Origin of the sequence: Roseovarius bejariae (assembly GCF_009669325.1) — a bacterium.
Lineage (GTDB): Bacteria > Pseudomonadota > Alphaproteobacteria > Rhodobacterales > Rhodobacteraceae > Roseovarius > Roseovarius bejariae.
This window is the reverse complement of sequence record NZ_SZWE01000001.1, coordinates 114,994-140,078: the sequence shown is the minus strand read 5'-3', so window position 1 is coordinate 140,078 and position 25,085 is coordinate 114,994. Positions and strand designations below refer to the sequence as shown.

The 25,085-nt window shown below is 62.1% G+C and carries 27 protein-coding genes; 19 read left to right on the top strand and 8 right to left on the bottom strand.

Going from position 1 to position 25,085, the window contains the following annotated elements:
- From FDP25_RS00735 to FDP25_RS00700, 8 genes are all read left to right on the top strand, one after another.
- Positions 1-828, top strand: coding sequence for a DUF2059 domain-containing protein (locus tag FDP25_RS00735; protein ID WP_154148273.1), 828 nt, complete (start codon positions 1-3; stop codon positions 826-828).
- Positions 829-1,016: 188 nt separating this feature from the next.
- Positions 1,017-1,709, top strand: coding sequence for a 50S ribosomal protein L21 (locus tag FDP25_RS00730; protein WP_154148272.1), 693 nt, complete (start codon positions 1,017-1,019; stop codon positions 1,707-1,709).
- A gap of 11 nt (positions 1,710-1,720) precedes the next feature.
- Positions 1,721-1,990 (top strand): 50S ribosomal protein L27, encoded by a 270-nt coding sequence (gene rpmA, locus FDP25_RS00725; RefSeq protein WP_154148271.1) that lies wholly within the window; start codon positions 1,721-1,723, stop codon positions 1,988-1,990.
- A gap of 74 nt (positions 1,991-2,064) precedes the next feature.
- Positions 2,065-2,670 carry a LysE family translocator gene (locus FDP25_RS00720; protein ID WP_154148270.1) on the top strand — a complete coding sequence of 202 codons (606 nt, stop codon included), beginning with the start codon at positions 2,065-2,067 and terminating at the stop codon, positions 2,668-2,670.
- Complete coding sequence (locus tag FDP25_RS00715; RefSeq protein WP_154148269.1) at positions 2,667-3,206, top strand: GNAT family N-acetyltransferase; 540 nt, start codon at positions 2,667-2,669, stop codon at positions 3,204-3,206. Before FDP25_RS00720 ends, FDP25_RS00715 begins: the two co-directional genes overlap by 4 nt.
- A gap of 31 nt (positions 3,207-3,237) precedes the next feature.
- A complete protein-coding gene (obgE, locus tag FDP25_RS00710) occupies positions 3,238-4,275 on the top strand; it encodes a GTPase ObgE (protein WP_154148268.1) in 1,038 nt (345 codons plus the stop codon).
- Positions 4,263-5,369 (top strand): glutamate 5-kinase, encoded by a 1,107-nt coding sequence (proB, locus tag FDP25_RS00705; protein WP_343031922.1) that lies wholly within the window; start codon positions 4,263-4,265, stop codon positions 5,367-5,369. Before obgE ends, proB begins: the two co-directional genes overlap by 13 nt.
- A 46-nt stretch (positions 5,370-5,415) precedes the next feature.
- Positions 5,416-6,681 carry a glutamate-5-semialdehyde dehydrogenase gene (locus FDP25_RS00700; protein WP_154148267.1) on the top strand — a complete coding sequence of 422 codons (1,266 nt, stop codon included), beginning with the start codon at positions 5,416-5,418 and terminating at the stop codon, positions 6,679-6,681.
- On the opposite strand, the gene FDP25_RS00695 is transcribed toward FDP25_RS00700, so the two are convergent.
- Positions 6,678-7,274: a histidine phosphotransferase family protein gene (locus tag FDP25_RS00695; RefSeq protein ID WP_154148266.1), complete on the bottom strand. Its 597-nt coding sequence runs from the start codon at positions 7,272-7,274 to the stop codon at positions 6,678-6,680. The two genes, FDP25_RS00700 and FDP25_RS00695, sit on opposite strands and share 4 nt — an antisense overlap.
- 38 nt (positions 7,275-7,312) lie before the next feature.
- Here FDP25_RS00695 and FDP25_RS00690 point away from each other — a divergent pair, with 38 nt between their 5' ends.
- The 3 genes from FDP25_RS00690 (at position 7,313) to olsA (ending at position 9,204) form a co-directional block, all read left to right on the top strand.
- Entirely contained in the window at positions 7,313-7,489 is a 177-nt protein-coding gene (locus FDP25_RS00690; protein WP_154152954.1) for a DUF3553 domain-containing protein, read from the top strand.
- 117 nt (positions 7,490-7,606) lie between these two features.
- A complete protein-coding gene (olsB, locus tag FDP25_RS00685) occupies positions 7,607-8,371 on the top strand; it encodes an L-ornithine N(alpha)-acyltransferase (RefSeq protein WP_154152951.1) in 765 nt (254 codons plus the stop codon).
- Positions 8,368-9,204: a lyso-ornithine lipid O-acyltransferase gene (gene olsA, locus FDP25_RS00680; RefSeq protein WP_154148265.1), complete on the top strand. Its 837-nt coding sequence runs from the start codon at positions 8,368-8,370 to the stop codon at positions 9,202-9,204. Before olsB ends, olsA begins: the two co-directional genes overlap by 4 nt.
- A gap of 90 nt (positions 9,205-9,294) precedes the next feature.
- Here the strand turns inward: olsA and FDP25_RS00675 are convergent, their stop codons facing one another.
- From FDP25_RS00675 to FDP25_RS00665, 3 genes are all read right to left on the bottom strand, one after another.
- Positions 9,295-9,918 (bottom strand): thiamine phosphate synthase, encoded by a 624-nt coding sequence (locus FDP25_RS00675; RefSeq protein WP_154148264.1) that lies wholly within the window; start codon positions 9,916-9,918, stop codon positions 9,295-9,297.
- Positions 9,919-10,053: 135 nt separating this feature from the next.
- On the bottom strand, positions 10,054-11,661 hold the full coding sequence (locus tag FDP25_RS00670) for a peptide chain release factor 3 (RefSeq protein ID WP_154148263.1): 1,608 nt from the start codon (positions 11,659-11,661) through the stop codon (positions 10,054-10,056).
- A 78-nt stretch (positions 11,662-11,739) separates the two neighbouring features.
- Positions 11,740-12,753 carry a Hint domain-containing protein gene (locus tag FDP25_RS00665; RefSeq protein ID WP_154148262.1) on the bottom strand — a complete coding sequence of 338 codons (1,014 nt, stop codon included), beginning with the start codon at positions 12,751-12,753 and terminating at the stop codon, positions 11,740-11,742.
- Between the two features lie 148 nt (positions 12,754-12,901).
- Between FDP25_RS00665 and FDP25_RS00660 the strand changes: the two genes are divergently transcribed.
- The 8 genes from FDP25_RS00660 to FDP25_RS00625 all read left to right on the top strand — a co-directional run bounded on the left by FDP25_RS00660 (position 12,902) and on the right by FDP25_RS00625 (position 20,923).
- A complete protein-coding gene (locus tag FDP25_RS00660; protein ID WP_154148261.1) occupies positions 12,902-13,681 on the top strand; it encodes an SDR family oxidoreductase in 780 nt (259 codons plus the stop codon).
- A gap of 107 nt (positions 13,682-13,788) precedes the next feature.
- On the top strand, positions 13,789-15,156 hold the full coding sequence (locus tag FDP25_RS00655; protein WP_154148260.1) for an SLC5/6 family protein: 1,368 nt from the start codon (positions 13,789-13,791) through the stop codon (positions 15,154-15,156).
- A 132-nt stretch (positions 15,157-15,288) separates the two neighbouring features.
- On the top strand, positions 15,289-16,335 hold the full coding sequence (locus tag FDP25_RS00650; RefSeq protein ID WP_154152948.1) for an ABC transporter ATP-binding protein: 1,047 nt from the start codon (positions 15,289-15,291) through the stop codon (positions 16,333-16,335).
- A 358-nt stretch (positions 16,336-16,693) separates the two neighbouring features.
- Complete coding sequence (locus FDP25_RS00645) at positions 16,694-16,927, top strand: twin-arginine translocase TatA/TatE family subunit (RefSeq protein WP_154148259.1); 234 nt, start codon at positions 16,694-16,696, stop codon at positions 16,925-16,927.
- Positions 16,928-16,934: 7 nt separating this feature from the next.
- Complete coding sequence (tatB, locus tag FDP25_RS00640) at positions 16,935-17,411, top strand: Sec-independent protein translocase protein TatB (RefSeq protein WP_154148258.1); 477 nt, start codon at positions 16,935-16,937, stop codon at positions 17,409-17,411.
- A complete protein-coding gene (tatC, locus tag FDP25_RS00635) occupies positions 17,408-18,406 on the top strand; it encodes a twin-arginine translocase subunit TatC (RefSeq protein WP_154148257.1) in 999 nt (332 codons plus the stop codon). The genes tatB and tatC overlap by 4 nt, the downstream gene beginning before the upstream one ends.
- Positions 18,403-19,251: an ATP-binding protein gene (locus FDP25_RS00630; protein ID WP_154148256.1), complete on the top strand. Its 849-nt coding sequence runs from the start codon at positions 18,403-18,405 to the stop codon at positions 19,249-19,251. Before tatC ends, FDP25_RS00630 begins: the two co-directional genes overlap by 4 nt.
- A 115-nt stretch (positions 19,252-19,366) precedes the next feature.
- Positions 19,367-20,923: a trimethylamine methyltransferase family protein gene (locus tag FDP25_RS00625; protein WP_154148255.1), complete on the top strand. Its 1,557-nt coding sequence runs from the start codon at positions 19,367-19,369 to the stop codon at positions 20,921-20,923.
- 169 nt (positions 20,924-21,092) lie between these two features.
- On the opposite strand, the gene FDP25_RS00620 is transcribed toward FDP25_RS00625, so the two are convergent.
- The 4 genes from FDP25_RS00620 to FDP25_RS00605 are packed head-to-tail and all read right to left on the bottom strand — an operon-like array spanning position 21,093 to position 25,013.
- A complete protein-coding gene (locus FDP25_RS00620) occupies positions 21,093-22,058 on the bottom strand; it encodes an ABC transporter ATP-binding protein (protein WP_154148254.1) in 966 nt (321 codons plus the stop codon).
- Positions 22,055-23,053, bottom strand: a complete 999-nt coding sequence (locus FDP25_RS00615) for an ABC transporter ATP-binding protein (RefSeq protein ID WP_154152945.1) — start codon at positions 23,051-23,053, stop codon at positions 22,055-22,057. The genes FDP25_RS00620 and FDP25_RS00615 overlap by 4 nt, the downstream gene beginning before the upstream one ends.
- Positions 23,054-23,067: 14 nt before the next feature.
- Positions 23,068-24,027, bottom strand: a complete 960-nt coding sequence (locus tag FDP25_RS00610; RefSeq protein WP_154148253.1) for an ABC transporter permease — start codon at positions 24,025-24,027, stop codon at positions 23,068-23,070.
- Positions 24,024-25,013, bottom strand: a complete 990-nt coding sequence (locus tag FDP25_RS00605; protein WP_154148252.1) for an ABC transporter permease — start codon at positions 25,011-25,013, stop codon at positions 24,024-24,026. The genes FDP25_RS00610 and FDP25_RS00605 overlap by 4 nt, the downstream gene beginning before the upstream one ends.
- Positions 25,014-25,085 lie beyond the last annotated feature (72 nt).

Below are 25,085 nucleotides of genomic sequence, written 5' to 3'. Positions count from 1 at the left end.
ATGGGGGGCATTCTGAGCCGGATCGTCATGACCTGTGCCATGGTCCTGTGGCCCGTGGCGAGCCTTGCGCAAGAGGCCGCGCCGGTCGATCGCATGATGGAGGCCATGCGTATTGCCGACACCATCGAGGTGATGCGCGAGGAGGGCCGTCGCTATGGCGAGGACGTGGCCAACGAGATGTTGCCCGGTGCCGATACCGATAGCTGGCAGAAGACCGTCATGCGAATCCACGATCCCGAGCGCATGCGGCGTTTGATCCGGCAGGGCTTTGAAACGGCCCTGACAAAGGCCGAAATGCTGGAGGTGGTGGCCTTCTATAACGGGGATCCGGGCGCCGAAATCGTCGCGCTTGAGGTTGCCGCGCGCCGGGCCTTCCTCGATCCGGGCATCGAGGAACAAGCTCGTGCGCGTCATGCGGCAGAAGACCCCGAAGATTCCCGCTTGCGCGAACAGGTAGACCGGATGATCGCCGACAGCGACCTGATCGAACGGAACGTCGCAGGGGCGATGAACTCCACGATGATGTTCTATCGCGGGATGATGGATGGCGGCGAGTTGGACATGACGCAAGACGACATGCTGGCCGACCTGTGGTCGCAGGAGGAGGCGTTCCGCGCCGACTCGGAAAGCTGGCTTGGCGGTTTTTTGTTGATGGCCTATGATCCGCTGCCCGAAGAAGACTTGGACCGTTATCTTTCCTTTTGGCAAAGCGATGCGGGGCGGGCGCTTAATTCCGGGCTGTTCATGGCGTTCGACCGCATGTATGAAGAATTGTCCTATCTCATGGGGCAGGCCGTGGCGCAGCATATGCAGAGCGAGAAACTCTGATAATCAACGCCGCAGCCCCTTGACTTTGAACCCGATCTCTTGAATAAGCGCGCATCCCGGCAGCATCGGCTGTGCGGGGGTGTATGAATTACGCCCATGACAGGGCGCGCTGTTCGACGGTGGCTAAGGTCAGCAACTTCCGCAAAGGCGGGGACCACAGAACGCGGCAACGGAAAAGGAAGACGCAGATGTTTGCGGTCATCAAGACCGGTGGCAAGCAATATACGGTGCAGTCGGGTGACATGCTTCGTGTTGAGAAACTTGCAGCGGACGCCGGTGAGAAAGTCCAATTCAACGAAATTCTGATGCTGGGCGGCGACAAGCCGGTCGTGGGCGCGCCTCTGGTTGACGGCGCAGCCGTTCAGGCCGAGGTGGTCGATCAGGTGAAGGGTGACAAGGTCATCAACTTCGTCAAGCGCCGCCGGAAGCACAGCTCGAAGCGTACCGTTGGCCACCGCCAGCAACTGACGCTTCTGCGCGTGACCGAGATCCTTGAAAAAGGTGCCGACAAGTCCGGCGTGAAAGCCGCTGTTGGTGCAGGCTCGATCGCGGCTGTGGCGGCTGGTGCTGCTGCTACTGCGAAACCGGCCAAGAAGGCCGAAAAGAAAGCCGAGCCCAAGAAAGCCGAGAAAAAGGCAGAACCCAAGAAGGCCGCGCCGAAGAAAGCCGCCAAGGCCGACAAGGGCGACGACCTCAAGAAACTGAGCGGCGTTGGCCCGGCGCTTGAGAAGAAACTGAACGAAGCAGGCGTCACCAGCTTTGCCCAGATCGCGGCATGGACGGACGCCGATGTTGCTGATATGGACGAGAAGCTGTCGTTCAAAGGCCGGATCGAGCGCGAAGGCTGGATCGATCAGGCCAAAGAGCTGACTAAAGGTTAAGGAGAGACCCAATGGCACACAAGAAAGCAGGCGGTTCATCCCGTAACGGTCGCGACTCTGCCGGTCGTCGCCTTGGCGTCAAGAAATACGGTGGTCAGTCGGTCATTCCCGGCAACATCATCGCACGTCAACGTGGCAACAAGTTCTGGCCGGGCGAAGGTGTTGGTCAAGGCAAAGACCACACGCTTTTTGCCGTTGTCGAAGGGAACGTGAAGTTCCACAAGGGCATCAAAGGCCGCACCTTTGTATCGGTTCTGCCAGTGGCGGAGGCCGCCGAGTAAGCCGACCTTAAGATATTTGAATCAAAAGGGGATCGGCACAGCCGGTCCCCTTTTTCTTTGCAGGAGGCAACCGCATGGGCGTTGCCGTGATCAGTTTTCTGGCCTTCGCTGCCAGTCAGGTGGGCACACCGGGGCCCGCGAACATGGCGCTTCTGGCCACTGGCGCGCGCTTTGGCTTTCGCGCGGCCTTGCCCTTTGTGGGCGGGGTGGCGCTTGGCAAGCAGTTGATCATCTGGCCCGTGGGCTTTGGCCTTATGGAACTGGCGGCGCAGGTGCCCTGGCTGTTTGCGGGCCTGAAATATGCTTCGGCGGCCTATATCTTTTGGCTGGCGTGGAAAGTGGCCAACCTGCGGATGGACCACGGGCAAGAAGTGGAACGCGTTCCGGGGTTTGCCGCGGGGTTGATCGTGCATCCGCTCAATCCCAAGGCCTGGGCGATGATCGTGGCAGGGTTCACCAATTTCGTGGGGCCGGGCACGCCCGCGCTTCAGGCGACGATGGTGATCGCGGCGGGGCTTCTGGGGCTGCAATTGTTGTTGCATCCGGTCTGGACCTTTGCCGGCGACCGGATCGCCAAGACGGTTGCAGGAACGCCTGCCGAGAAATACCTGATGTGGACCTTGGCGGGCCTGACCGTCGCCTCGGTTCTGTTCGTGCTGTTTGGAGGAGGACAGGCATGACCATTGAATCACCCATCACGCAGCCCGTGATCGAGGCAGAGCGTTTTGACCTGCGGCCTTTGCGCCCCTCGGACGAAGGGCTGGTAGAGCTTTACGCGGGGGATGAACGCGTGGCGACGATGACCTCGTCGATCCCGCACCCCTTGCCGCCCGGGACGATCGAGGCCTTCATTACCCGTGCGCTAGCGCCAGATAGGGTTGAGGATGTCTGGGCCATGGACGGCACGAAATCGGGCGGTCCCGAAGTAATGGGCGTGATCAGCCTGAAACGGGTTGAGCAAGGCCAATCCGAGGTTGGCTACTGGGTGGCGCCGGCGTTTTGGAACACCGGGCTGGCCTCTGCGGCGGCCGAGGCCTTGCTTCAGGCCAATCCTCATGCCTGCCGCACCTTTTTCGCCAGCGTGTTTCAGGATAATCCGGCCTCGGCGCGGGTTTTGACCAACAGCGGATTCGCCTATCTTGGCGATGCCGAAACATTCTCGGTCGCGCGGGGGGCGAAAGTGCCCACCTGGACCTATAGCCGCAAAGTGAATTGAGGCCGCACCGGCCTTTGCGTAAGGAGACGACATGAAATTTCTCGATCTTGCAAAGGTCTATATTCGCTCAGGGGCAGGTGGCGGCGGTTGCGTCAGCTTCCGGCGTGAGAAATACATCGAATTCGGTGGCCCCGACGGCGGAGACGGCGGTGGCGGCGGCTCGGTCTATGCCGAGGCGGTCGAGGGGCTGAACACGCTGATCGACTTCCGCTATCAGCAGCACTTTTTCGCCAAGAACGGCCAACCCGGCATGGGCAAACAGCGCACCGGCAAGGATGGCGACGACATCGTGCTGCGCGTGCCGGTCGGGACCGAGATCCTCGATGAAGATCAGGAAACCGTGATCGCCGACATGACCGAGGTGGGCCAGCGTGTGGAACTGGCCCGCGGCGGCAATGGCGGCTGGGGCAACCTGCATTTCAAGTCGTCCACCAACCAGGCCCCGCGCCGAGCCAACCCCGGCCAACCGGGGGTGGAACGCACGCTCTGGCTACGGCTCAAGCTGATTGCCGACGTGGGTCTTCTGGGCCTGCCCAATGCGGGCAAATCGACCTTCCTTGCCGCCACCTCGAACGCGCGGCCCAAGATCGCCGATTATCCCTTTACCACGCTGCATCCCAACCTTGGGGTTGTCGGTGTCGATGAGGTGGAATTCGTCGTGGCCGACATTCCCGGCCTGATTGACGGCGCCAGCGAGGGCAGGGGCCTTGGCGACCTTTTCCTTGGTCATGTCGAACGCTGCGCGGTTCTGCTGCATCTGGTCGACGGCACCTCCGAGACCGTGGCCGAGGATTATCGGACCATTGTTCACGAACTCGAAGCCTATGGCGGCGAACTGGCCGATAAGCCGCGGGTGACCGTCCTCAACAAGGTGGATGCCCTCGACGATGAAAGGCGCAACGAGGCCAAGGCCGAGCTTGAATCGGCCTGTGGCTGTGCGGTGTATGAGATGTCGGGTGCCGCGAAACTGGGCGTGATCGATGTGCTGCGCGCCCTGCGCGCCGAGATTGACGACAACCGCCTGCGTCTCAAGGCCCAAGACGACGAGCCCGAGCCGTGGCAGCCCTGAGCGAAGCCAGCCGCGTTGTCATCAAGATCGGATCGGCCCTTCTGGTCGACCGGGACAGTGGCGATTTGCGGGCCAAATGGTTGCGGGCCCTGGCCGATGATGTCGCGTGGCTGCGCGGGCAGGGGGTTGACGTGATCCTTGTCTCCTCGGGCTCCATCGCGCTTGGGCGCGGGGCGCTTGGCCTGCCCATGACCGAACTCACGCTGGAGCAATCGCAGGCGGCAGCGGCCGTGGGACAGATCGAATTGGCCCGCGCCTATGCCGAGGCTTTGGCCGGGCACGGGTTGCGGGCGGCGCAGGTTCTGGTGACGCTGGAAGACAGCGCCGACAGGCGCCGCTACCTTAACTCACGCGCTACGCTGGAGCAGCTTTTGCGATTGGGTGCAGTGCCCATCGTGAACGAGAACGATACTGTTGCCACCGATGAAATCCGTTACGGCGACAACGACAGGATGGCGGCGCAGGTGGCGGTGACGGCGGGGGCCGATCAACTGATCCTTCTGTCGGATGTGGATGGGCTCTATTCTGCCAATCCTGTGCATGACCCAACCGCCCGCCGGTTTGACGAGATCGAGGAGATCACACCCGAGATCGAGGCCATGGCCGGGGACGCCGGGTCGGGCCTGTCCAAAGGGGGCATGAAAACCAAGGTCATGGCGGCGAAAACCGCCACGGCGGCGGGCTGTGACATGGCAATCACCGAAGGGTCGGTCCTGCATCCGGTGCGCGCACTTGACGATGGTGCGCCTGCCACGTGGTTCCGTGCGCAGGGCGACCCGCAACAAAAGCGCAAGGCCTGGATCGCGGCGATGAAACCACGGGGCCGGGTCGTGGTGGATGCCGGGGCGGCCAAGGCCCTTCTGCGTGGCAGTAGCCTTCTGCCTGCCGGGGTGACCACTGTCGAAGGCCGGTTCGAACGTGGTGATCCGCTGGAAATCGCCGATGACACGGGCCGCGTTCTCGGGCAGGGCCTGACGCGCTATGATGCCTCGGATGCCGGAAAAATCCGTGGGCTTCGGAGTGCCGCAATCGAGGATGTTCTGGGGTATCCGGGGCGTGGGCCGCTGATCCACCGGGATGATATGGCGATGTAGGCGCCCTTGCTGCTAGGCTGGGGCATGAGGAACAGGACTGAGTGCTATGAAAGACCTTGAAAACATTCCCGCCCTGATGGCCGAGATCGGCAAACGGGCGCGCGCGGCCTCGGCGGAGCTTGCCGTGGCCACGGCAGAGGTAAAGCGATCCGCGCTTGAGGCTGCGGCGGATGCCGTCTGGGCGCGCCGGGCCGAGATCATCGAGGCCAACGCCAAGGATCTGGAGTTTGGCCGTGACAAGGGCCTCTCGGATGCGATGATGGATCGCCTTCTGCTTAACGAGGAGCGTATTCAGGGCATTTGTGATGGCCTGCGGGCCGTGGCAGCACAGGATGACCCCGTCGGCGAGGTTCTGGCCGAGTGGGACATGGACAGCGGGTTGCATATCCGTCGTGTACGCACGCCGCTTGGCGTCATCGGCGTGATTTACGAGAGTCGCCCGAATGTGACCGCCGACGCCGGGGCGCTGTGCCTCAAGTCGGGCAACGCGGTGATCCTGCGCGGCGGGTCGGAAAGCTTCCATTCCTCAGGCGCGATCCACGCCTGCCTGGTCGAGGGGCTGACATCGGTGGGCCTGCCCGCGGATGCGGTGCAACTGGTGCCCACCCGCGACCGCGCGGCGGTAAGTGAGATGCTGCGCATGATCGATTATATCGACGTGATCGTCCCCCGTGGCGGCAAGGGCCTCGTGGGACTGGTGCAGCGCGAGGCGCGGGTGCCGGTCTTTGCCCATCTCGAAGGCATCGTGCATATCTATATCGACAAAGCGGCGGACCCTGAAAAGGCGCTGCGCGTGGTGATGAATGCCAAGACACGGCGCACCGGGATTTGCGGCGCGGCGGAATGCCTTTTGATCCACAAGGATGTCGTGGACACCATCGGGCAGGGGATTATCCGGGCGCTGATTGATGCGGGCGTAGAAGTGCGCGCCGATGCCACTTTGCAAGCGATCCAGGGCACCCAAGCCGCAAGCGAAAGCGATTGGGGCTGTGAATACCTAGATAAGATCATCGCAGCACGTATGGTCGATGATATCGGCGCGGCCATCGATCATATCCGCACCCATCATTCCCAGCACACCGATTGCATCATCACCGAGGATGACGCCGCCGCCGATCAGTTCTTTACCCGGCTCGACAGTGCGATCCTGATGCGCAATGCCTCGACCCAGTTTGCCGATGGCGGCGAATTCGGCATGGGGGCCGAGATCGGCATCGCCACCGGCAAGATGCATGCCCGCGGCCCGGTGGGGGCTGCGCAATTGACCAGTTTCAAATATCTGGTCGAAGGTGACGGGGCGGTTCGGGGTTAAAACGTCAGGCTGACAGCGGTGGTCGTGATTTGATAGGTACAAGCCTTGCCACGCTCGGCCAAAAGCCGGGGCAACAGGGCGAATTGAACATGGGCCGGGGTCAGATCGCTGTCATGAAAGGGGCGACTAAGATTCGCCCATAACGCCGCGTCCGGGGCAAGCCGTGGGCCGGTCGCCATAACGCGCCAACCGTTCGGCAGCCCCGACAGAGAAACCGTTCCGCCATGCGGGACGGCTTGCTCGCAACACAAAAGCGCCAGAATAAGCGCCTGTGCGTCAGGGCGTGAAAGCGTTGTTGGCGGGGCCCAGTCCACGGTCAGGCGGCTATTGCCATAGACATCCCCGAGAATACCGGCGATTTCCTCGCCACGGCAGTGTTGATCGGGCGCTGCCTGTCCGAACGCCAAGCGGAACAGGCGAACGCGGGCATTGGCATTTACCGCGCTTTCATTGACCAGCTCCAACTCGGGCCCCGTGCCGCCGGACATGGACATCAACTCAAGCCCATTGGTCACCGCACCTATCGGGCTGATCAGGTCATGGCAGATGCGAGACCCTATCAGAGCGGCGAGATTATCGATATGCTGACCCATGATCATCCTTCCCGAAAGGCACAAGCAACGTGACAAATATGAACTCGATACTCGAGCCCGGAATGCTGGTGCGACACCCGACACAACCCGACTGGGGCACGGGCCAGGTACAATCCAACATTGCGGGCAAAATCACCGTGAACTTTCCCGATCATGGAAAGGTGGTGTTTGACGGAGCCCGAGTTGAGCTTGTTCCGGTCTTTAGTGACTCATGAGTGTTACCAGATGGTTAACACAACTTATGCGGTTGTCAAAATGACTGTATTCGGAAGCGTTGCCAACTCTTCCAAGACTTCATAAAACTCTTTCCAGACAAGGGGTTGAGGGGCATCATGACATCTGAGCCGAGGTTCCGGGTAAAACTGGCGAACTCCGATGAAGAGCTGCGTGCAGCGCAGGCCTTGCGGTATCGAGTCTTTGTCGAGGAGCTCGGCGGGGATGGTCCCTTGGTGGATCACGACAGGGGATTGGAGCGAGATGCCTTCGATCCATTCTTTGACCATTTGCTTTTGCTGGACGACGCGAAAAATGGTTCCGTTGTCGGGGTTTACCGTCTGTTGCGAGATGATCAGGCGGCCCGTACCGGGCAATTCTACTCCGAGGATGAATATGATCTGACGGTGCTCAAATCATCGGGGCGTCGGTTGATGGAGCTTGGGCGGTCCTGTCTTGATGCGGAGTATCGCGGGGGGGCGGCCATGTTCCATTTGTGGCAAGGGCTGGCGCGCTATGTCTCTGATCATGATATAGAAATCCTGTTCGGAGTGGCCAGCTTTCATGGTACGAACCCGCGCGACCTCGCGCAGCCGCTCTCGATGCTGCATCACAATCACCTCGCCCCCGAGGGATTGAGGGTGACGGCACAAGCAGCATCGTTTCAAGATATGAACTTGATTCCAAAAGATAAATTAAAACGTCCCGCCGCAATGAGGCAGGTTCCCGCCTTGATCAAAGCCTACCTTCGGCTTGGGGGCTATGTGGGCGAAGGCGCCTTTGTGGATCATGCCTTCAACACCACCGATGTCTGCCTTGTCATGGATACGCAGCGTATGAATGAAAAGCAAAAAGTCATTTATTCCAAGGGCGTTACAGCATGAGCTTTACATGGGCACCCGATCAGGAACCGCCGGAGCGGCCAATATCGGTAGCGGGTTGGGGGCGTCTGGTGGGGCGCGGGGGCGTCCTTGTCATGGCAATCACTTTAGGTGTGATCTCTATGGCATTGATAAGAATAATAGAAAAACCATTGTACGGCTTGCATCGTCCATGGTCGCCCTGGATCACCCAAACGGTCTGTCGAAGTGCTTTCGCGATCCTTGGGATGCGTCATGAGGTGGAAGGTGAACGCATGGCCCGGCCCGGTGCCGTGGTTGCTAACCATGCGTCATGGTTGGATATTTTTGCATTGAACGCCCGGAAAAGAATTTATTTCGTGTCCAAATCCGAAGTGGCCGGTTGGCCGGGGATCGGGCTTCTGGCGAAAATTACCGGGACGGTATTCATTACGCGGGACCCGAAACATGCGAAAGTTCAGCAGATGATCTTTGAGGAACGTTTGCTGGCAGGGCATAAATTGCTGTTCTTTCCAGAAGGAACATCAACGGATGGATTTCGGGTTTTGCCATTTAAATCAACGCTTTTTCAGGCATTCTTCACGCCGGATTTGCGTCATGAAATGCATGTCCAACCCGTCACCGTGATCTATACTGCCCCCGAGGGCGAGGATGCGCGGTTTTATGGCTGGTGGGGCGATATGAATTTCGGCGGTCACTTGGTTAAGATGCTGGCAGCCCGTCAACATGGGATGGTGAAAGTTGTTTACCATCAACCGGTTAGGGTGGATAGCTTCACGAACCGCAAGGCGCTTTCCGCGCATGTGGAAGAGGTGGTACGGCGGGGAATGCCGCCCGAACGGCAAGTCACGAAGTAATTTCGTACGAGTCGTACGCCCAACCGGGATATTTCGTACGAAAATCGACCGCCTGTCAGAAACAAGCGTACGAGTCGTACGAAAATACCCTTAGCTTTCCATGGCTGCGCGTAGCTCTCCCAAGCGGGCGGCGGGGTCCTTTGCCTGCCAGATTTCATCGCCCACCCCGAAGAAATCCGTGACCGGGGCGAGGCGGCGGATGAGGCCCTCGTCCAAAGCGCCTTCGGCGACGACGGGGAGTTCGATCATCTGGCTCCACCATTCGAACAGATCCGCCGGGGCCTGTTCGCCGTCGCCAAGGGCCGTGGCGCCCACGGGGCCGAAGCTGATGTAATCGGCACCGGCCTCACCGGCACTCATGCCGTCGTGCTGCGATGCACCGCAGAAGGCGCCGACGATGGCGTCGTTGCCCAGTTCCTTGCGCGCCTTGCGGACGGACCGCGCGGCATCCCCAAGATGCACGCCATCAAGGCCCAGACGATCCACCAGCAGAATGTGGCTTTCGATCACCAAGGCGATGTCGCGGGCATGGGTCACCTCGCGGCAGGCGTCGGCGGCACGACAAATCGCGTCTTCGTCATGAGTCGAGAGGGCAAGACGCACGCAGGCCACCTCATGCGCGTCAAGAACGCTCGCCAAGACATTGGGGAAGCGCGATAATTCGATCTCCGGCGGTGTGATCAGATAGATTTGCGGCTGCTCATCCTGTGCCATGTCCGGGGCCTTTCCTGATGGTTTCCGCCCTATAACCGGGTTTCGCGCCTGCGTCCATCTTTGCGCTGCATAACGATATTTTAACCCGTTCCGGATCAGGATGAGGCATCCCGAATCGAAACACGGAAGGAAGCGTTACACCATCATTTCCTTGGTCGCCGTCAGGGTGATGTCCGGGTAATCCCGCTCGACCCGGTCAATATCCCATTGCAGGCGGGTAAGGTAAACGACATCGCCATCATGGTCGTGACTGATGTGTTGCTTGTTGGCTTCGATGAACTTGTCGACGGCGAGCTTGTCACCATTGACCCAGCGGGCCGAGGTGAATTGCGAGGGTTCGAACCGCACGGGCAGGCCGTATTCCATCTCGATCCGGCTGGCCAGAACCTCGAATTGCAACGCGCCGACAACGCCGACGATAAAGCCCGAACCGAAAGCGGGTTTGAAAACCTTGGCGGCGCCTTCCTCGGCGAATTGCATGAGGGCCTTTTCAAGGTGCTTGGCCTTCATCGGATCGCCCGCGCGGCAGGTTTGCAGCAGCTCCGGCGCGAAGGAGGGGATGCCCGAGACGCGCAGGGCCTCGCCCTCGGTCAGGGTATCGCCGATGCGCAATTGCCCGTGGTTCGGGATGCCGATGATGTCGCCGGCCCAGGCCTCCTCGGCCAGTTCCCGGTCGGAGGCGAGGAACAGAACGGGGTTCGAGACCGCCATGGGTTTCTTGGTGCGCACATGGGTGAGTTTCATGCCGCGTTTGAAATGGCCCGAGGCCATGCGGACAAAGGCCACCCTGTCGCGGTGCTTGGGGTCCATGTTGGCCTGCACCTTGAAGACAAAGCCCGAGACCTTCTTTTCCTCGGGCGAGATTTGCCGGGGCGAGGCGCTTTGCGGTTGCGGCTCTGGCCCGTAGTTGCCGATGCCATCCATCAGTTCCTTCACGCCGAAAGAGTTGATGGCCGAGCCGAACCAGATGGGTGTCATATGCCCTTCGAGGACCGATTGAGGGTCAAGCGTGGGCAGCAGTTCGCGGGCCATTTCGACCTCTTCGCGCAGCTGCTCCAATAGATGGGCGGGGATGTTTTCGGCCAGCTTTGGGTCGTCCAGACCTTCGATCTTGATGGATTCGGCCACCTTGTTGCGGTCGGCGCGGTCCATCAGTTCCAGCCGGTCGTTGAGCATGTCGTAGCATCCGAGGAAGTCACGACCCACGCCGATGGGCCAACTGGCGGGGGTGACGTCGATCGCGAGATTTTCCTGAATCTCGTCGATGATCTCGAAGGTGTCGCGGCTTTCGCGGTCCATCTTGTTACAGAAGGTCAGGATCGGCAGATCGCGCAACCGGCAGACCTCGAAGAGTTTGCGAGTCTGGGATTCGACGCCCTTGGCGCCGTCGATCACCATGACGGCGGCATCGACGGCAGTCAGCGTGCGATAGGTGTCTTCCGAGAAATCCGAGTGGCCGGGCGTATCGACCAGATTGAAGCGGAAGTCGTTGAAATCAAAGGACATGGCCGAGGCCGAAACAGAAATGCCGCGGTCCTTCTCCATCTGCATGTAGTCCGAGCGGGTGCGCCGCGCCTCGCCCTTGGCGCGCACTTGGCCCGCCATCTGGATGGCGCCGCCGTAGAGCAGGAATTTTTCCGTCAGGGTGGTTTTGCCCGCATCAGGGTGACTGATGATGGCAAAGGTACGCCGCCGCGCGATTTCGGGCGGCAGATCGGGGCGGTTATGGGCGGTATCCAACATGGATGCGCATATAGAGGGGCGGGCAGGGCGGTGCAAGCTGGGTTGGATCGCCAGCGCCGTGTGATGAGGTCCGGGACTCTACCGCGTCGAGGCGCGTTTGAGCAGGTCGGCGGCGTTGGGGTGGTCGAGCAATGACTCGGTGACTTCATAGTCCAGCCGCGCGGCGGGGTCGTGTCCCGGCAAGGCCTTGGCGAGTTTTTCCGATAGCTCCTCGGGCAGGGCGGGCCGTGTGCGGGGATCGACCAGCAGGGTTTCGGCGGCGATGCCCTCGGCATAGATGATCTGGTGGGTATCGAACAGCAGTTGGAAATAATCCACGAAACCGCCGTCTTCCTGCACCACGGTATCGCCGTTCACCAGATGCCGCGCGCGGACCAGCACCTCGTTCCGGCCCGCGCCCAGGGCGTCGGAGCGCTGGTAGATGAAAAGCCGGTGATCGGGGCTGACCCGCAGGTCGTTTTCGTTGTGCAGGGTGCCCGCCTTGATGCGGATCGGGGCGAATTCGCCAACGGCGCGCACGGTGGAGGCGCCGATCCAGTGGACCTGCTGCGCGCCGTCGTCACGGGTCAGAACCATGTCCCCCACGCGCAAATCCTCGATCGCGCGCTGTTCGCCCGAGGCCATGGTGATATGGGTGCCGCGCGAGAACGAGACGCAGCCCACCTCGGCAAACTTGCGCCGCGCGTTTTCGCGGTCGATGCCGACGAGGGCATAGCCCATGCGCGGGATCAGGTCAGCCAGCGGCAGGATGTAGACATCGGCGACGCAGCCCGCATCGTCCACCTCGACCAGCACCAGGATCTCGGTGGTCTGGCCGGTGCCCGCCATCATGGTCAGGCAGCAATCGAGGTGCAATGCCGCGCCGGGGCGGCCCAGTTCGCTGTCCGCGGCGATGGTGAACTGCCCGCTTTCGTCCATGAGTATGGCGAGGCGTTCCTGCCGGGCGTGTTTGTGGAGTTCGTAGGTGTCACCCTGATCCAGTTCCGCAGCGAAAGAGATCGGATCGCCAAGGTTCGCGCCATTGACCACGGAAAATTCCACCGCCGCGTAAACGGGGATGGATTGGGCGGGTCTGTGGGTGGTCTTGGCCATGGGCGGATAATCTGGCAGTGCTGTTGAACCTGTACAAAGTCACCTAGCTTAGGATTATGGCAAGATCGGGTCAACGTGGCGGTGTTTCGCTGGCATTCGCGTTGGAAACCCTGATAAGCCGTGGGGAAACAGGAACGGGAGGACGACCATGGATTTGGGACTGACAGGAAAACGCGCGCTGGTTTGTGCATCGAGCAAGGGATTGGGCCTTGGATGTGCGCGGGCCCTGGCCGAGGCGGGCGTGGATCTGGTGATGAACGCCCGCGGGGCCGAGGCGCTGGAGGCGGTGGCGGAGGCCATTCGCGGTGATTTCGGCGTCGAGGTCGTCACCGTGGCCTGTGACGTGACCACCGAAGAGGGGCAGGCCAAGGTTCTGGAGGCTGCGGGCGCGGTGGATATCCTGGTCAACAACGCGGGCGGCCCGCCGCCGGGCATGTGGCCCGATTGGGAGCGGGACGATTTCATCGCGGCGCTGGATGCCAACATGCTGACGCCCATTGCGCTGATCAAGGCGCTGGTGCCGGGGATGATGGACCGGGGCTGGGGCCGGGTCGTCAATATCACCTCGCAGAGTGTGAAATCGCCGATCCCGGTGCTGGGCCTGTCGAATTCGGCGCGCGCCGGTCTGACCGGCTATGTCGCGGGCACCTCGCGGCAGGTGGCGGGCAAGGGCGTGACCATCAACAACCTGCTGCCGGGCATCCATGCCACGGACCGGGCCGATTCGCTGGACAAGGGCGTGGCCGACCGCGAGGGGATTTCAGTGGACGAGGCCAAGGCGCAACGCTGCGCCACCATCCCGGCGGGGCGCTATGGCACCAAGGAAGAGTTCGGCGCGGCCTGTGCCTTCCTGTGTTCGCAGCACGCGGGCTTTATCGTCGGCCAGAACATCCTGCTGGATGGCGGCGCGGTGAACGCGACACTCTAAGCTCACGGCGCGTCACGTTCGCGTCAATTGAGACAAGCGCGCTAGGCAGGCCCCGGCGCGCTTGCTACCCCGGCGGGACCAAAGGTTTTTATCGAAGGTCCCATCCCATGCATCCAATCCTCCTGATGGCCGGTTTCGGCCTTGTCGTTCTGGCCTCTGTCCTGGTGGCGCCGCGTCGCGCCAGTGTCGAGGGATTCTTTGGCGGTATGCAGGAGACAGGCCGTGCGCCGGGGCTTTGGGTGCTGGTGCTGAGCCAGGTCACCACGTGGATTTTCGCGCGATCCCTGATGAATGTCGCGATCCTCGGGTACTTCTACGGCATCTGGGGCGTTCTGGCCTATGCGGCCTATTACGGCAGTTTCCTGACCGGCGGTCTGATCGTGGACCGCTTGCGCGAAGGCGGCGCGGGTTCGGTGCAGGACTGGTTGCAGGCGCGCTTCGGCGCGGTGGGGGTCACGGCCTATAACGTGGTCATCGCGCTGCGGCTTCTGTCTGAGGTCTTTGCCAACCTTCTTGTGGTGGGGCTGATCTTTGGCGCAGTGTTGCCCGATACCGGGCTGGCCCACCCCGCCGCCATTGTCACCGTGGCAGTTCTGGGGCTGGCCTATAGTGCATGGGGCGGGCTGAGCGCCTCGCTTCGGACGGATGTCGTGCAGATGGTCATCTTTCTCGTGGTGTTCCTGGCGGCTCTTCTGGCGCTGGTCACGGCGCCGGGGTTCGAGATCGGCGCGGTGCTGACGGCGGAGGGGACAAGCGGGGCGTGGAACGGGCAGGTTCTGCTGCTGGTGGCGTTTTTGCAGGTCTTTTCCTACCCGGTGCATGACCCGGTGATGATGGACCGGGGGTTTATCGCGGACCGGGCCACAACGCGGGCGGCCTTCCTGCATGCCTTCTGGATCTCGACGCTTTGCATTATCGGTTTCGGTTTCTTTGGCATTCAGGCCGGTTTGGCGGGAGCGGAGTACGAGGGGCAGCTTTTGGGCACGTGGGCTGCGATGTTTCCCGCGTGGGTTTTTGCGGCCCTGATGTTGTCGCTGCTGGTCAGCGCGCTCAGCACGCTGGATTCGGCGCTGGCCAGCGCCGCCCGGCTGGTGGTGGAGGAGTTGCGCCTCGCACCGCGCAGCCTTGGGGCCGGGCGGGTTGCCATGCTGGCCTTCATGGGGCTGGGGGCGGCGCTGACGCTTTGGGGAAACCAGAGCCTGTTCGATGCCGTTGCGGTCAGTGGCACGGCCTCCATGTTCCTTGCGCCCGTTTTGGTCGTGGGGCTGATCATGGGCCGCGAGGTGGCACTTTGGGCGTATCTCGTGGCCTTTGGGGTCGCGATGCTGGGCGCGGTGGCCTATTTCGCGCGTGACGGGCTGTTTGCCGCGATCCTGCCCGAGGCGCATAAATACGAACAGCTTCTGCTGATTTGTATCGCGGTTCTTGTCACCGGCTTTGCGGCGGTCCTTACCGGTGCGCGTCAACGTGCCTGATCGCGCCACCTTGCGCGGGGCCTGTGGGGTTGCTATCTGCCCTTGAGCAAACCCGATTAAATCAATCGGAAAGACCAAGAGGCAACCCACGTGCAGCCCGAATCCGCCGCCAGACTGGAAACCAAACACCTGATGCGCCGTTATGACGGTCGTCTGGTGGTGAACGACGTCTCGCTTCAGGTGATGCCGGGCCAGGTGACCTGCCTGCTGGGGCCTTCGGGCTGCGGCAAATCGACAACCCTGCGGATGATCGCAGGCGTCGAGATGCAGGACGAGGGCGAGATCTGGGTCGATGGCAAGCTGATCTGCGATACGGTCTTTCGCGTACCGCCTGAGCGCCGCCACATCGGGCTGATGTTTCAGGACTTCGCCCTGTTTCCGCACCTCAGCGTGGGGGCCAACGTGGCCTTTGGCCTGTCGGGCGACAAGGGAGAGATCGGCCGCCGTGTCGAGGAGCTGCTCAAGCGCGTGGGGCTGGGAAATTACACGGATAAATTTCCGCATGAACTTTCGGGCGGCGAACAGCAGCGCGTGGCACTGGCCCGGGCGCTGGCGCCGCGCCCGCGGATCATGCTGATGGACGAGCCGTTCTCGGGCCTCGACAACCGCCTGCGCGACGGCATCCGGGACGAGACCCTCGATATCCTGCGCGAACAGGATACCGCGGTGCTTCTGGTGACGCATGAACCGGAAGAGGCGATGCGCATGGCCGACCAGATCGCCTTGATGCGCGATGGGCGGATCGTGCAACAGGGGGCGCCCTATAATATCTACAATGCGCCGGTCGATCGCGATGCGGTGGCTTTTTTCAGCGATATCAACGTGATCCGGGGCCGGGTCGAAGGGAGCCTCGTGCAAACCGCCTTTGGGCAGTTCCTTGCGCCGGGGGTGCATGAGGGTAACGAGGTGGATATCGTCATCCGCCCGCAGCACATGAAGATCGACTTCGACCGGCTGGGCCGGGGCCCTGATCCGACGATCGAATACGGCACGCCCGCGCGGGGCGTGGTGGAGCGGGCGCGCTTCATGGGCTCGGAAAGCCTTGTGGAGTTTCGGATGGATCACGATGGCTCGCGACTCAAGGCGACGGTGCCCAATGTCTTCTTGCCGAAACTCGGCACGCCTTTGTGGCTGATGATCCGGCGCGACCGCTGTTTTACCTTCCCGGTCAAGGACTGACCCGATGCCGGGTGGGGGCGCTGCCCCCGTCGCCCTGTGGGCGACTCCCCCGGGATATTTGTGAAAAGAAGAACAATAGGCGGCATTTTCTTCTTTTTCCAAATATCCCCGCCGGAGGCCCCGATTGGCCAAGTCGTGCGACGCCGAAAGGTCGGCCCCTCCGCCAAGCATAGGGGGCAGGGCGCGTCGACCTGTGCGCGGGCTTGGCCGTGCTCATCCGGGTCAAAGGGAATTTTTTGCCCGAATCCGGCGGATCAGGGCGCATTGCGCCTTCCAACCGGCGCGCAGAGGGCTTAGATACGGTTGACGAAATTCCCGGGGACGCGCACAAACGGCCCCCGACACTGGGAGAGAGAGCATGCTTAACAATATCGGCCTTCCGGGCCTTCTTCTGATCGCCGTCGTGGTGCTGGTGCTATTCGGCCGCGGCAAGATTTCTTCGCTGATGGGCGAAGTGGGCAAGGGGATCACCTCGTTCAAGAAGGGCGTCGCCGAAGGCAACAAGGAAATCGAAGACGCGGGCGACGACGCCGAAGAGGCGATGGATACCGCGAAAGACGTCACGCCTGACGCCGACAAAGACAAGGCCTGAGCGCTAGATGTTCGACCTTGGCTGGACCGAGCTGCTGGTAATCGGCATCGTGGCGTTGATCGTCGTGGGGCCGAAGGACCTGCCGGGCATGTTCCGGACAGTGGGTAATTTCGTGGGCAAGGCCAAGCGTATGGCCCGCGATTTCAGCCAGGCGATGAACGATGCCGCCGATGATGCCGGTGTGCGCGATGTCTCGGACAGTTTGCGCAAGGCGACCAACCCGGTCGGCAGCGCCATGGAAGAGGCCAAGAAGGCCACCTCGACCTTTACGCAGGACACCATGGCCGGCCCCAAGAAAACCGACCTGAGCGAAGAGCGCGCCGAAAGCGCCGAGAAAATCCGCAAGAAATCGGCCGAAGTGGCCGAGGCGCGCCTGGCCCGCGAGGCCGAGGAGCGCGCCGCCAAGGAGGCCGCCGAGGCGTCAGAGGCGGCTGATCCCGGCGACAATGGGGCCGCGGCCCCTGCCGAGGACAAGACTACATGAGCCCCACGAACGAGATCGAAGACAGTTCGGCCCCCCTGATCGAGCATCTGACCGAACTGCGCTCGCGGTTGATCAAATCGGTTGTCGCCTTCCTGGTCGGCATGATCATCTGCTTCACGATTGCCACGCCGATTTTCAACTTCCTGACCGCGCCGTTGTGCCAGGTTCTGGCCAGCCGGGGGCAGGATTGCGACCTGATCTTCATCAGCCCGCAAGAGGGCTTCTTCGTGGCGATCAAGGTATCGCTATTGGGGGGCTTTATCCTGGCCTTTCCCTATATCGCCAACCAGATGTGGCGATTCGTGGCGCCGGGGCTGTATAAATCCGAGAAGGGGGCGTTCCTGCCCTTCCTCGTGGCTTCGCCCTTCATGTTCTTCCTCGGGGCGGCTTTTGCCTTCTACGTGGTCACGCCGCTGGCCTATGATTTCTTCCTTGGATTCCAGCAATTCGGCGCCGGCGGCGAAGCCCTTCCCGGCGGCGACCCACAGAATGCCGCACCCCTGAGCGTGGTTTTCCAGGGCTCGGCGCAGGAATACCTGAACCTGACGATCAAGTTCATCGTGGCGTTTGGCCTGTGCTTCCAGTTGCCGGTGCTTTTGACCCTGATGGGCAAGGCGGGGTTGGTGAGCGCCGAGGGCCTGGGGAATGTCCGCAAGTATGCCGTGGTCGGTATCCTTGTGCTGGCCGCGCTTGTGACACCGCCCGATGTCATTACACAGGTGATCCTGTTCGTCGTGGTATACGGGCTTTACGAGATTTCCATTTTCCTCGTGCGCCGGGTCGAGAAACAACGCGAAGAGCGGCTGCGCGAAGAGGGCCTTTGGTTCGACGACGAAGAGGATGAAGACGAGGCCGACATGGATGAGGCCGACGCCGCCTCTGAACCCGCCGAAGACCCGCTTCTTGAAGACGATCCCCTGATGGCCGAGTTCGACGAGGACGACGACGATGAAGATCCCGGCATGGTCAATCGCGGCGAGGATGAGGACAAATGAGCGCCGACGCGATGGACCGGATCGCCGCCGCGCTTGAGCGGATGAACCCGGCGCCCCTTGCGGCGCCGGATTTCAACGCCGCCGAGGCCTTTGTCTGGCATGTGGACCCGGACCGCTTGCAGCCGGTGGAACAAGTCAACCGGGTCGAGATGTCCCTTCTGGTGGGCATCGACCGCTCTCGCGATACGCTGCTTGAAAACACCCGCCAGTTCGCGCGCGGGCTGCCGGCCAATAACGCGCTGCTCTGGGGGTCGCGCGGGATGGGCAAATCCAGCCTCGTCAAGGCGGTACATGCCGCCATACTGGACGAGGGGCTGCCGCTCAAGATCGTGGAGTTGCAGCGCGAGGACCTGGTGAGCGTGGGGCGGTTGCTTGACCTTCTGCGCAGCGCGCCCGGAACCCGGTTCATCCTGTTTTGCGACGACCTGTCGTTTTCCCATGACGACCAGCATTACAAGAGCCTCAAGGCGGTGCTGGATGGTGGCATCGAAGGACGGCCCGAGAACGTGGTGTTCTATGCCACTTCGAACCGGCGCCACCTTATGCCGCGCGACATGATCGAAAACGAACGCTCCAGCGCGATCAACCCGTCCGAGGCGGTCGAGGAAAAGGTCTCGCTGTCGGATCGTTTCGGCCTGTGGCTGGGCTTCCACCCCTGCGATCAGGATGAATACCTGTCGATGATCGAAGGCTATTGCGCGGCCTATGGTGTGGACATTGCGCCCGATACTCTGCGCGCCGAGGCCATCGAATGGCAGGCCACGCGCGGCGGGCGCTCGGGCCGGGTGGCCTGGCAGTTCTTCACCGATCTGGCGGGGCGTCACGGCGTAAAGGTTCAGGCATAACACCCTGAAGACCTGAAAATCGCGCTGGTCGTTTTTTTACAGGGATATATCGGAATCCTGCACGTGGTTGCAGACCCTTCTGGAGAGACTGTCTCAAACCAGAAGGAGACGCGACATGATCGTTGAAGAGCGCAAAACCCGCAGTCGTTCCGGTGGCCGTTCCGCCCGCCGGGCCCTGCGTACCGCCCCCAAGCACGATATGCTGCCGGGCCTGACGCGCGGTATCCCGGTCTGCGAGGTGATGGATGGTGCGCAGGTGGAGCGCATCGACGCGGCCTCGATGGACATTCTTGAAAACGTGGGCGTGCAGTTCCGCGATCCCATCGCCCTGGAAGACTGGACGCGTATCGGCGCCAAGGTCGTGGGGGAATTGGTGTACCTCGACCGTGGCCTTGTGCGCGAGTTGATCTCGACCATTCCCGAAACCTTCACCTACCATGCGCGCGATCCCATGAAGAACGTGGCGCTTGGCGGGCCGCATTCGATCTTCGTGCCGATGACCGGCGCGCCCTTCCTGCGCGATCTGGACGATGTGCGCCGCAATCCCACGCTGGACGATCTGGCGATGTTCCACAAGCTGAGCCATATGCTGCCCGGTCTGCACAGCTCGGCCCACCATATCGTGGAACCCTATGATCACCCGATCAGCCAGAGGCACCTGCGGATTACCTATTCGTCGATGAAACACTCGGACAAGACCTTCATGGGCATGACCACCAGCCCGAAGAACGCCGAGGATGTCATGGAGATGTGCGCCATTCTGTTCGGCGAGGATTTCCTTGAAGATCACCCGGTGACCACCGGCAACTGCAACGGCAACTCGCCGCTGGTCTGGGACGAAACCATGCTGGGCGCGATGCGCGCCTTTTGCAAGCGCAAGCAGCCTGTGCTGTGCTCGCCCTTCGTGCTGGGCGGGGCGAATACGCCCGCGTCGGTTCCGGCCACCGTGGCGCAATTGAACGCCGAGGCGCTGTCGGCGCTGGCCTACAGCCAAGTGATCCGCAAAGGGGCCCCGGCGATCTATGGGCATTACCTGTCGACCGTCAGCATGAAATCCGGTGCGCCCATGGCGGGCACGCCCGAGATCAGCCTGATGAACTTCATGATCGGCCAGATGGCACGGTTCTATGGCATTCCGTGGCGTACCTCGAACACGCTTGGCGGGGCCAAGACTTTCGATGCGCAGGCGGGGTATGAAAGTGGCACCAACCTGCAATCGGTCATCCATGCCGGGGCCAACTATATCTGGCATTCGGCCGGGTGGAACGAGGCGGGAATGCATTGTTCGACCGCGAAATTCGTGGTGGACGCCGAACAATGCGCCATGGCCCACAAGATGGCGCGCGGTGTCGATTGGGGTGACTTCGATCAGGCCGTGGCGGCAGTGCCGGACGTGGGACCCGGGGGGCATTACCTTGGTCACCCGCACACGCAGGAGAACTTCCAGACGGCGTTCTTCATGCCGGAGCTTTTCGATAACAACTCGATCGAGCAATGGGTGGCTGAAGGCAGCGTCGAGATCACCGAGCGCGCGCTCAACTACGCCCGCAAGCTCTTGTCGGAGTACCAGGAGCCGAAACTGGACGAAGCCAAGGACGAGGCCCTTCTGGATTACATCGCGCGGCGCGAGCGGGACATTCCGGCAGCGGACGAGTTGAACCAGAATTACTAAGCGGAGTGGCTGCGCCACGCCTCATGATTTGGAATGAGGGGCGCTGCCCCTCAAACTCCCCGGGGTATTTGGACCAAGAAAAAACCGGCGGCGTGCTATGGGTTTTTTCTTGGCGAAAATACCCCCGCCGGAGGCATCCGACAGCAAGGCCGGGTGCTGACGGTTGGGATCATTCGGCCAGGTGGCAGGCGACGCGGGTCTCGCCAATTTGGCGCATCTCGGGGCGCTCTTTCTTGCAGCGGTCCACGGCCAGTGGGCACCTGGGGTGGAAAGCACAGCCCGGTGGTGGGTTGATCGGATCGGGGATTTCGCCCTTGGGCGGGTCCACTTCACGACCGAAGCCATCCATACGCGGGGCGGCATCGAAGAGCATCTGGGTGTAAGGGTGTTTGGGGTCGGCAAAGAGCCCGTCCCGCGGCGCTTCTTCGACAAGGCGGCCAAGGTAAAGCACCCCGATGACATCGGCCATGTGGTGCACCACGGTCAGGTCGTGACTGATGAAGAGATAGGTCAGGCCCATCTCCTCCTGCAAATCCGACATCAGGTTGAGGACTTGGCTTTGCACTGAGACATCCAGTGCCGAGGTGGGTTCGTCGCAGACGATGATCCGCGGGTTGGATGCCAGCGCGCGGGCGATGCAGATGCGTTGGCGTTGCCCGCCGGAAAACTCGTGCGGGAATTTGCCCGCGTCCTTGGCCGACAGGCCAACCTGTTCCAGCAGGCGTTCGGCCAAGCCTTCGGTTTTGCCGCCGCGTGCCGCCACGGGTTCGTTGATGATCTCGCGCACCCGCCAGCGCGGGTTGAGCGAGGCGTAGGGATCCTGGAAGATCATCTGCACTTCGGCGCGCACCTCGGATACCTTGGCCGGGTCGGTCTCGGTGGCCAGATCGACGCCGTCGATCTCGACGTTGCCATCGCTGGCCGGAAGCAGGCCCACCACGATCTTGCCGATGGTGGATTTGCCCGAGCCGCTTTCGCCGACCAGCGCATAAACGGTCTTGTCCTCGACATCGAAGCTGACCTCGGAGACGGCGGTGAGATAGGCCTTGTCGCGGCGTTCCAGCACCCGGTTGAGCCATGGTTTCGAGACATCGAACACCCGGGTCAGGGCCTTGATGGAAATCAGCGCGCTCATGCGGGCTCTCCCTTGGTGGTCTTTTCGTGGGACAGGGGGTGCCAACAGGCCGCGCGCCCATCGCAATAGTCGATCCGTGGTGGCGGGTCGGCGCGGCATTCGGCGGTGGCGCGGTCACACCGTGGGTGGAAGGCGCAGCCATGCGGCAGCGCGCCAAGGCGTGGCATGGCGCCGGGGATTTGCCGCAGGCGTTTTGCCCCTTGGCTCGCCATGGGGGTGGAGGCCATGAGACCGGCGGTATAGGGGTGACGGGCCTGGGTGATGACCTCGCGCACCGGGCCGAGTTCGGCCAGCCGCCCGGCATACATCACCGCCACGCGGTCGGCGGCCTCGGCAATCACGCCCATGTCGTGGGTGACCAGCATCACCGCCACGCCGCGTTCGCGGCAGAGCCGCTTGAGAAGCGCCACGATCTGCGCCTGAACGCTGACGTCGAGGGCCGTGGTCGGTTCGTCTGCGATGATCAGGTCGGGTTCGGCGCAAAGCGCCAACGCGATCACCACGCGTTGCCGCATACCGCCGGAAAACTCGTGCGGGTAGCTGCCGATGCGGTCGCGGGCGGCGGGGATGCCCACCTCTTCCAGTGCGGCGATGGCGCGTTCGCGGGCTTCGGATTGCGTGACGCCCAGATGTTCGAGGATCGTTTCGGTCAGTTGGTCGCCGATGGTCAGAAGCGGGTTGAGCGAGGTTAGCGGGTCCTGAAAGATCATCCCCATTTTCTTGCCGCGCAGTTTGCGCAGGGCCTCGCGCTTGATGTTGTGAATCGGCTGGCCCGACAGCAGGATTTCGCCATGGGTGATATGTGCGGGCGGGTCCAGAAGGCCGATCACCGCGTTGCCGGTCATCGACTTGCCGGCGCCGGATTCGCCCACCACGCCAAGGATTTCCCCGGCGTGGATGTCATAGCTCACCCGGTCCACCGGGCGCAGGACACCGTGCCGGGTGGGGATTTCCACCACCAGATCGCGGACGGAGAGTACGGGGGCTTTGTCCATCTCGGGGCCTTTCATTACCGCAGCCTCGGGTTCAGCGCATCGCGCAGCCAGTCGCCCAGGAGGTTGATCGACAGCGCCAGCGCCAGAAGGGTCGCGGCGGGGAAGACCAAAATCCACCATTCGCCGGAGAACATGAACTCCTGCCCGATGCGGATCAGAGTCCCGAGCGAAGGCTTGGTTGGCGGTGCGCCGACGCCAAGAAACGAGAGCGTCGCCTCGGCGATGATCGCAAGGGCCAGCGAAATCGTGGCGATGACCAGCACCGGGTTGAGGACATTGGGCAGGATATGGCGCAGCATGATCGACAGCGGCTTGCGCCCCACAAGGCGCGCGGCCTGCACGTATTCCTTGTTCTTCTCAACCAGGGTGGCCCCGCGCACCACGCGGGCGAATTGCACCCAGTCGCTGAGGCCGATGGCAAGGATCAGCACCCAGATTGCCATCTGGTCGCGGTATTCGGGCGGGGTGATGCCCTTGGCGATCCCGAAGATCAGCATCGCCACGAGGATGGCGGGGAAGGTCAGTTGCACATCCGCCACCCGCATGATGATGGTTTCGGTCCAGCCGCCGGAGTAGCCCGCCAAAAGCCCGAGAACCACGCCAAGCACCATGGCCAGCAGAACAGCCGAGAAGCCCACGAACAGCGAAATCCGCATCCCGTAAAGGATGGTGGAAAACACGTCGCGGCCTTGGTCATCGGTGCCAAGAAGGAATGTATCGCCGGTAAAGGCGTTCGCCTCGCCCGGGGGGGTAAACCCGTTCATCAGGTTGAGGGTGGCGGGATCAAAAGGATCATGCGGAGCGACAAGCGGCGCGAAGACCGCGCAAAGCACAAGCGTCAGCACCACGCAGAATGACACCACGGCCACCGGCGCGCGGCGGAAGGAATAAAGAAAATCGCTTTGCCATGCGCGGGACAGGCGGCTGGGTGCGCGTTCGGGCGTTGGCGGGATGGGGGGGGCGGTATCGGTCATGCGGTTTTCCCCGCGCTGCGATCCACGCGCAGGCGTGGATCAATGGCGAAATAGAGCAGGTCGACGATCAGGTTGATGCCCACGAACATGACCGAGATCATCATCAGGTAGGCGGCCATGACCGGAATATCGACGAACTGGATCGCGTTGATGAAAAGCAGCCCCACACCGGGCCATTGGAACACGGTTTCGGTGATGATGGCGAAGGCGATGATCGAGCCCAGTTGAAGGCCCGTGATGGTGATCACCGGAACGAGGGTGTTTTTCAGGGCGTGCCGGAAGTGGACCGAGCGGTCGCGCAGGCCGCGTGCGCGGGCGAAGCGGATGTAATCGCTGCGCAGGACTTCGAGCATCTCGGTTCGCACCAGACGCATGATCAGGGTCATCTGGTAGAGACCCAGCGTGATGGCGGGCAGGATCAGGGCCTTGAGGCCGCTTTCCGTCAGGAACCCGGTGGTCCACCAATCGCCGATGCGGGTGACATCGCCGCGCCCGAAGCTGGGCAGCCAGCCCAGTTCGACGGAAAACAGGTAAATCAGCAGGACGCCGATCAGGAAGGTCGGCAAAGAGACCCCGATGAGGGAGAGCGTCATGATGGTATTGGCCGCGACCCCGCGTTTTCGGATGGCGGTGAAAATGCCAAACCCGATGCCGCCCAGAAGGGCCAGAACGCCCGAGACAAAGGCCAGTTCCAGCGTGGCGGGCAGACGCTCCATCAGGATTTCCGAAACCGGGCGGCCCTGGCGATAGCTCAGGCCGAAATTGCCCTGTACGGCCTGTTCGAGAAACCGCCAGTATTGCACCGGGAAGGGTTGATCGAGGCCCAGATCCGAGCGCAGGCGTTCGATATCGGCCTGCGTGCGTTCCTGTCCCAGCATGTTGTCGACGGGGTCGCCCACGAAGCTGAACATGGAAAAGGCCACCAGTCCGACGACCAGCAGCACGAGGGCCGATTGGAAGACGCGGCGTATGATATAGGCAAGCATGACGATCCCCCGGTCACGTCAGGAAACCGCGCCCTCGTAAAAGGGCGCGGTGGGGCAGGGCCGCCGTGTCGG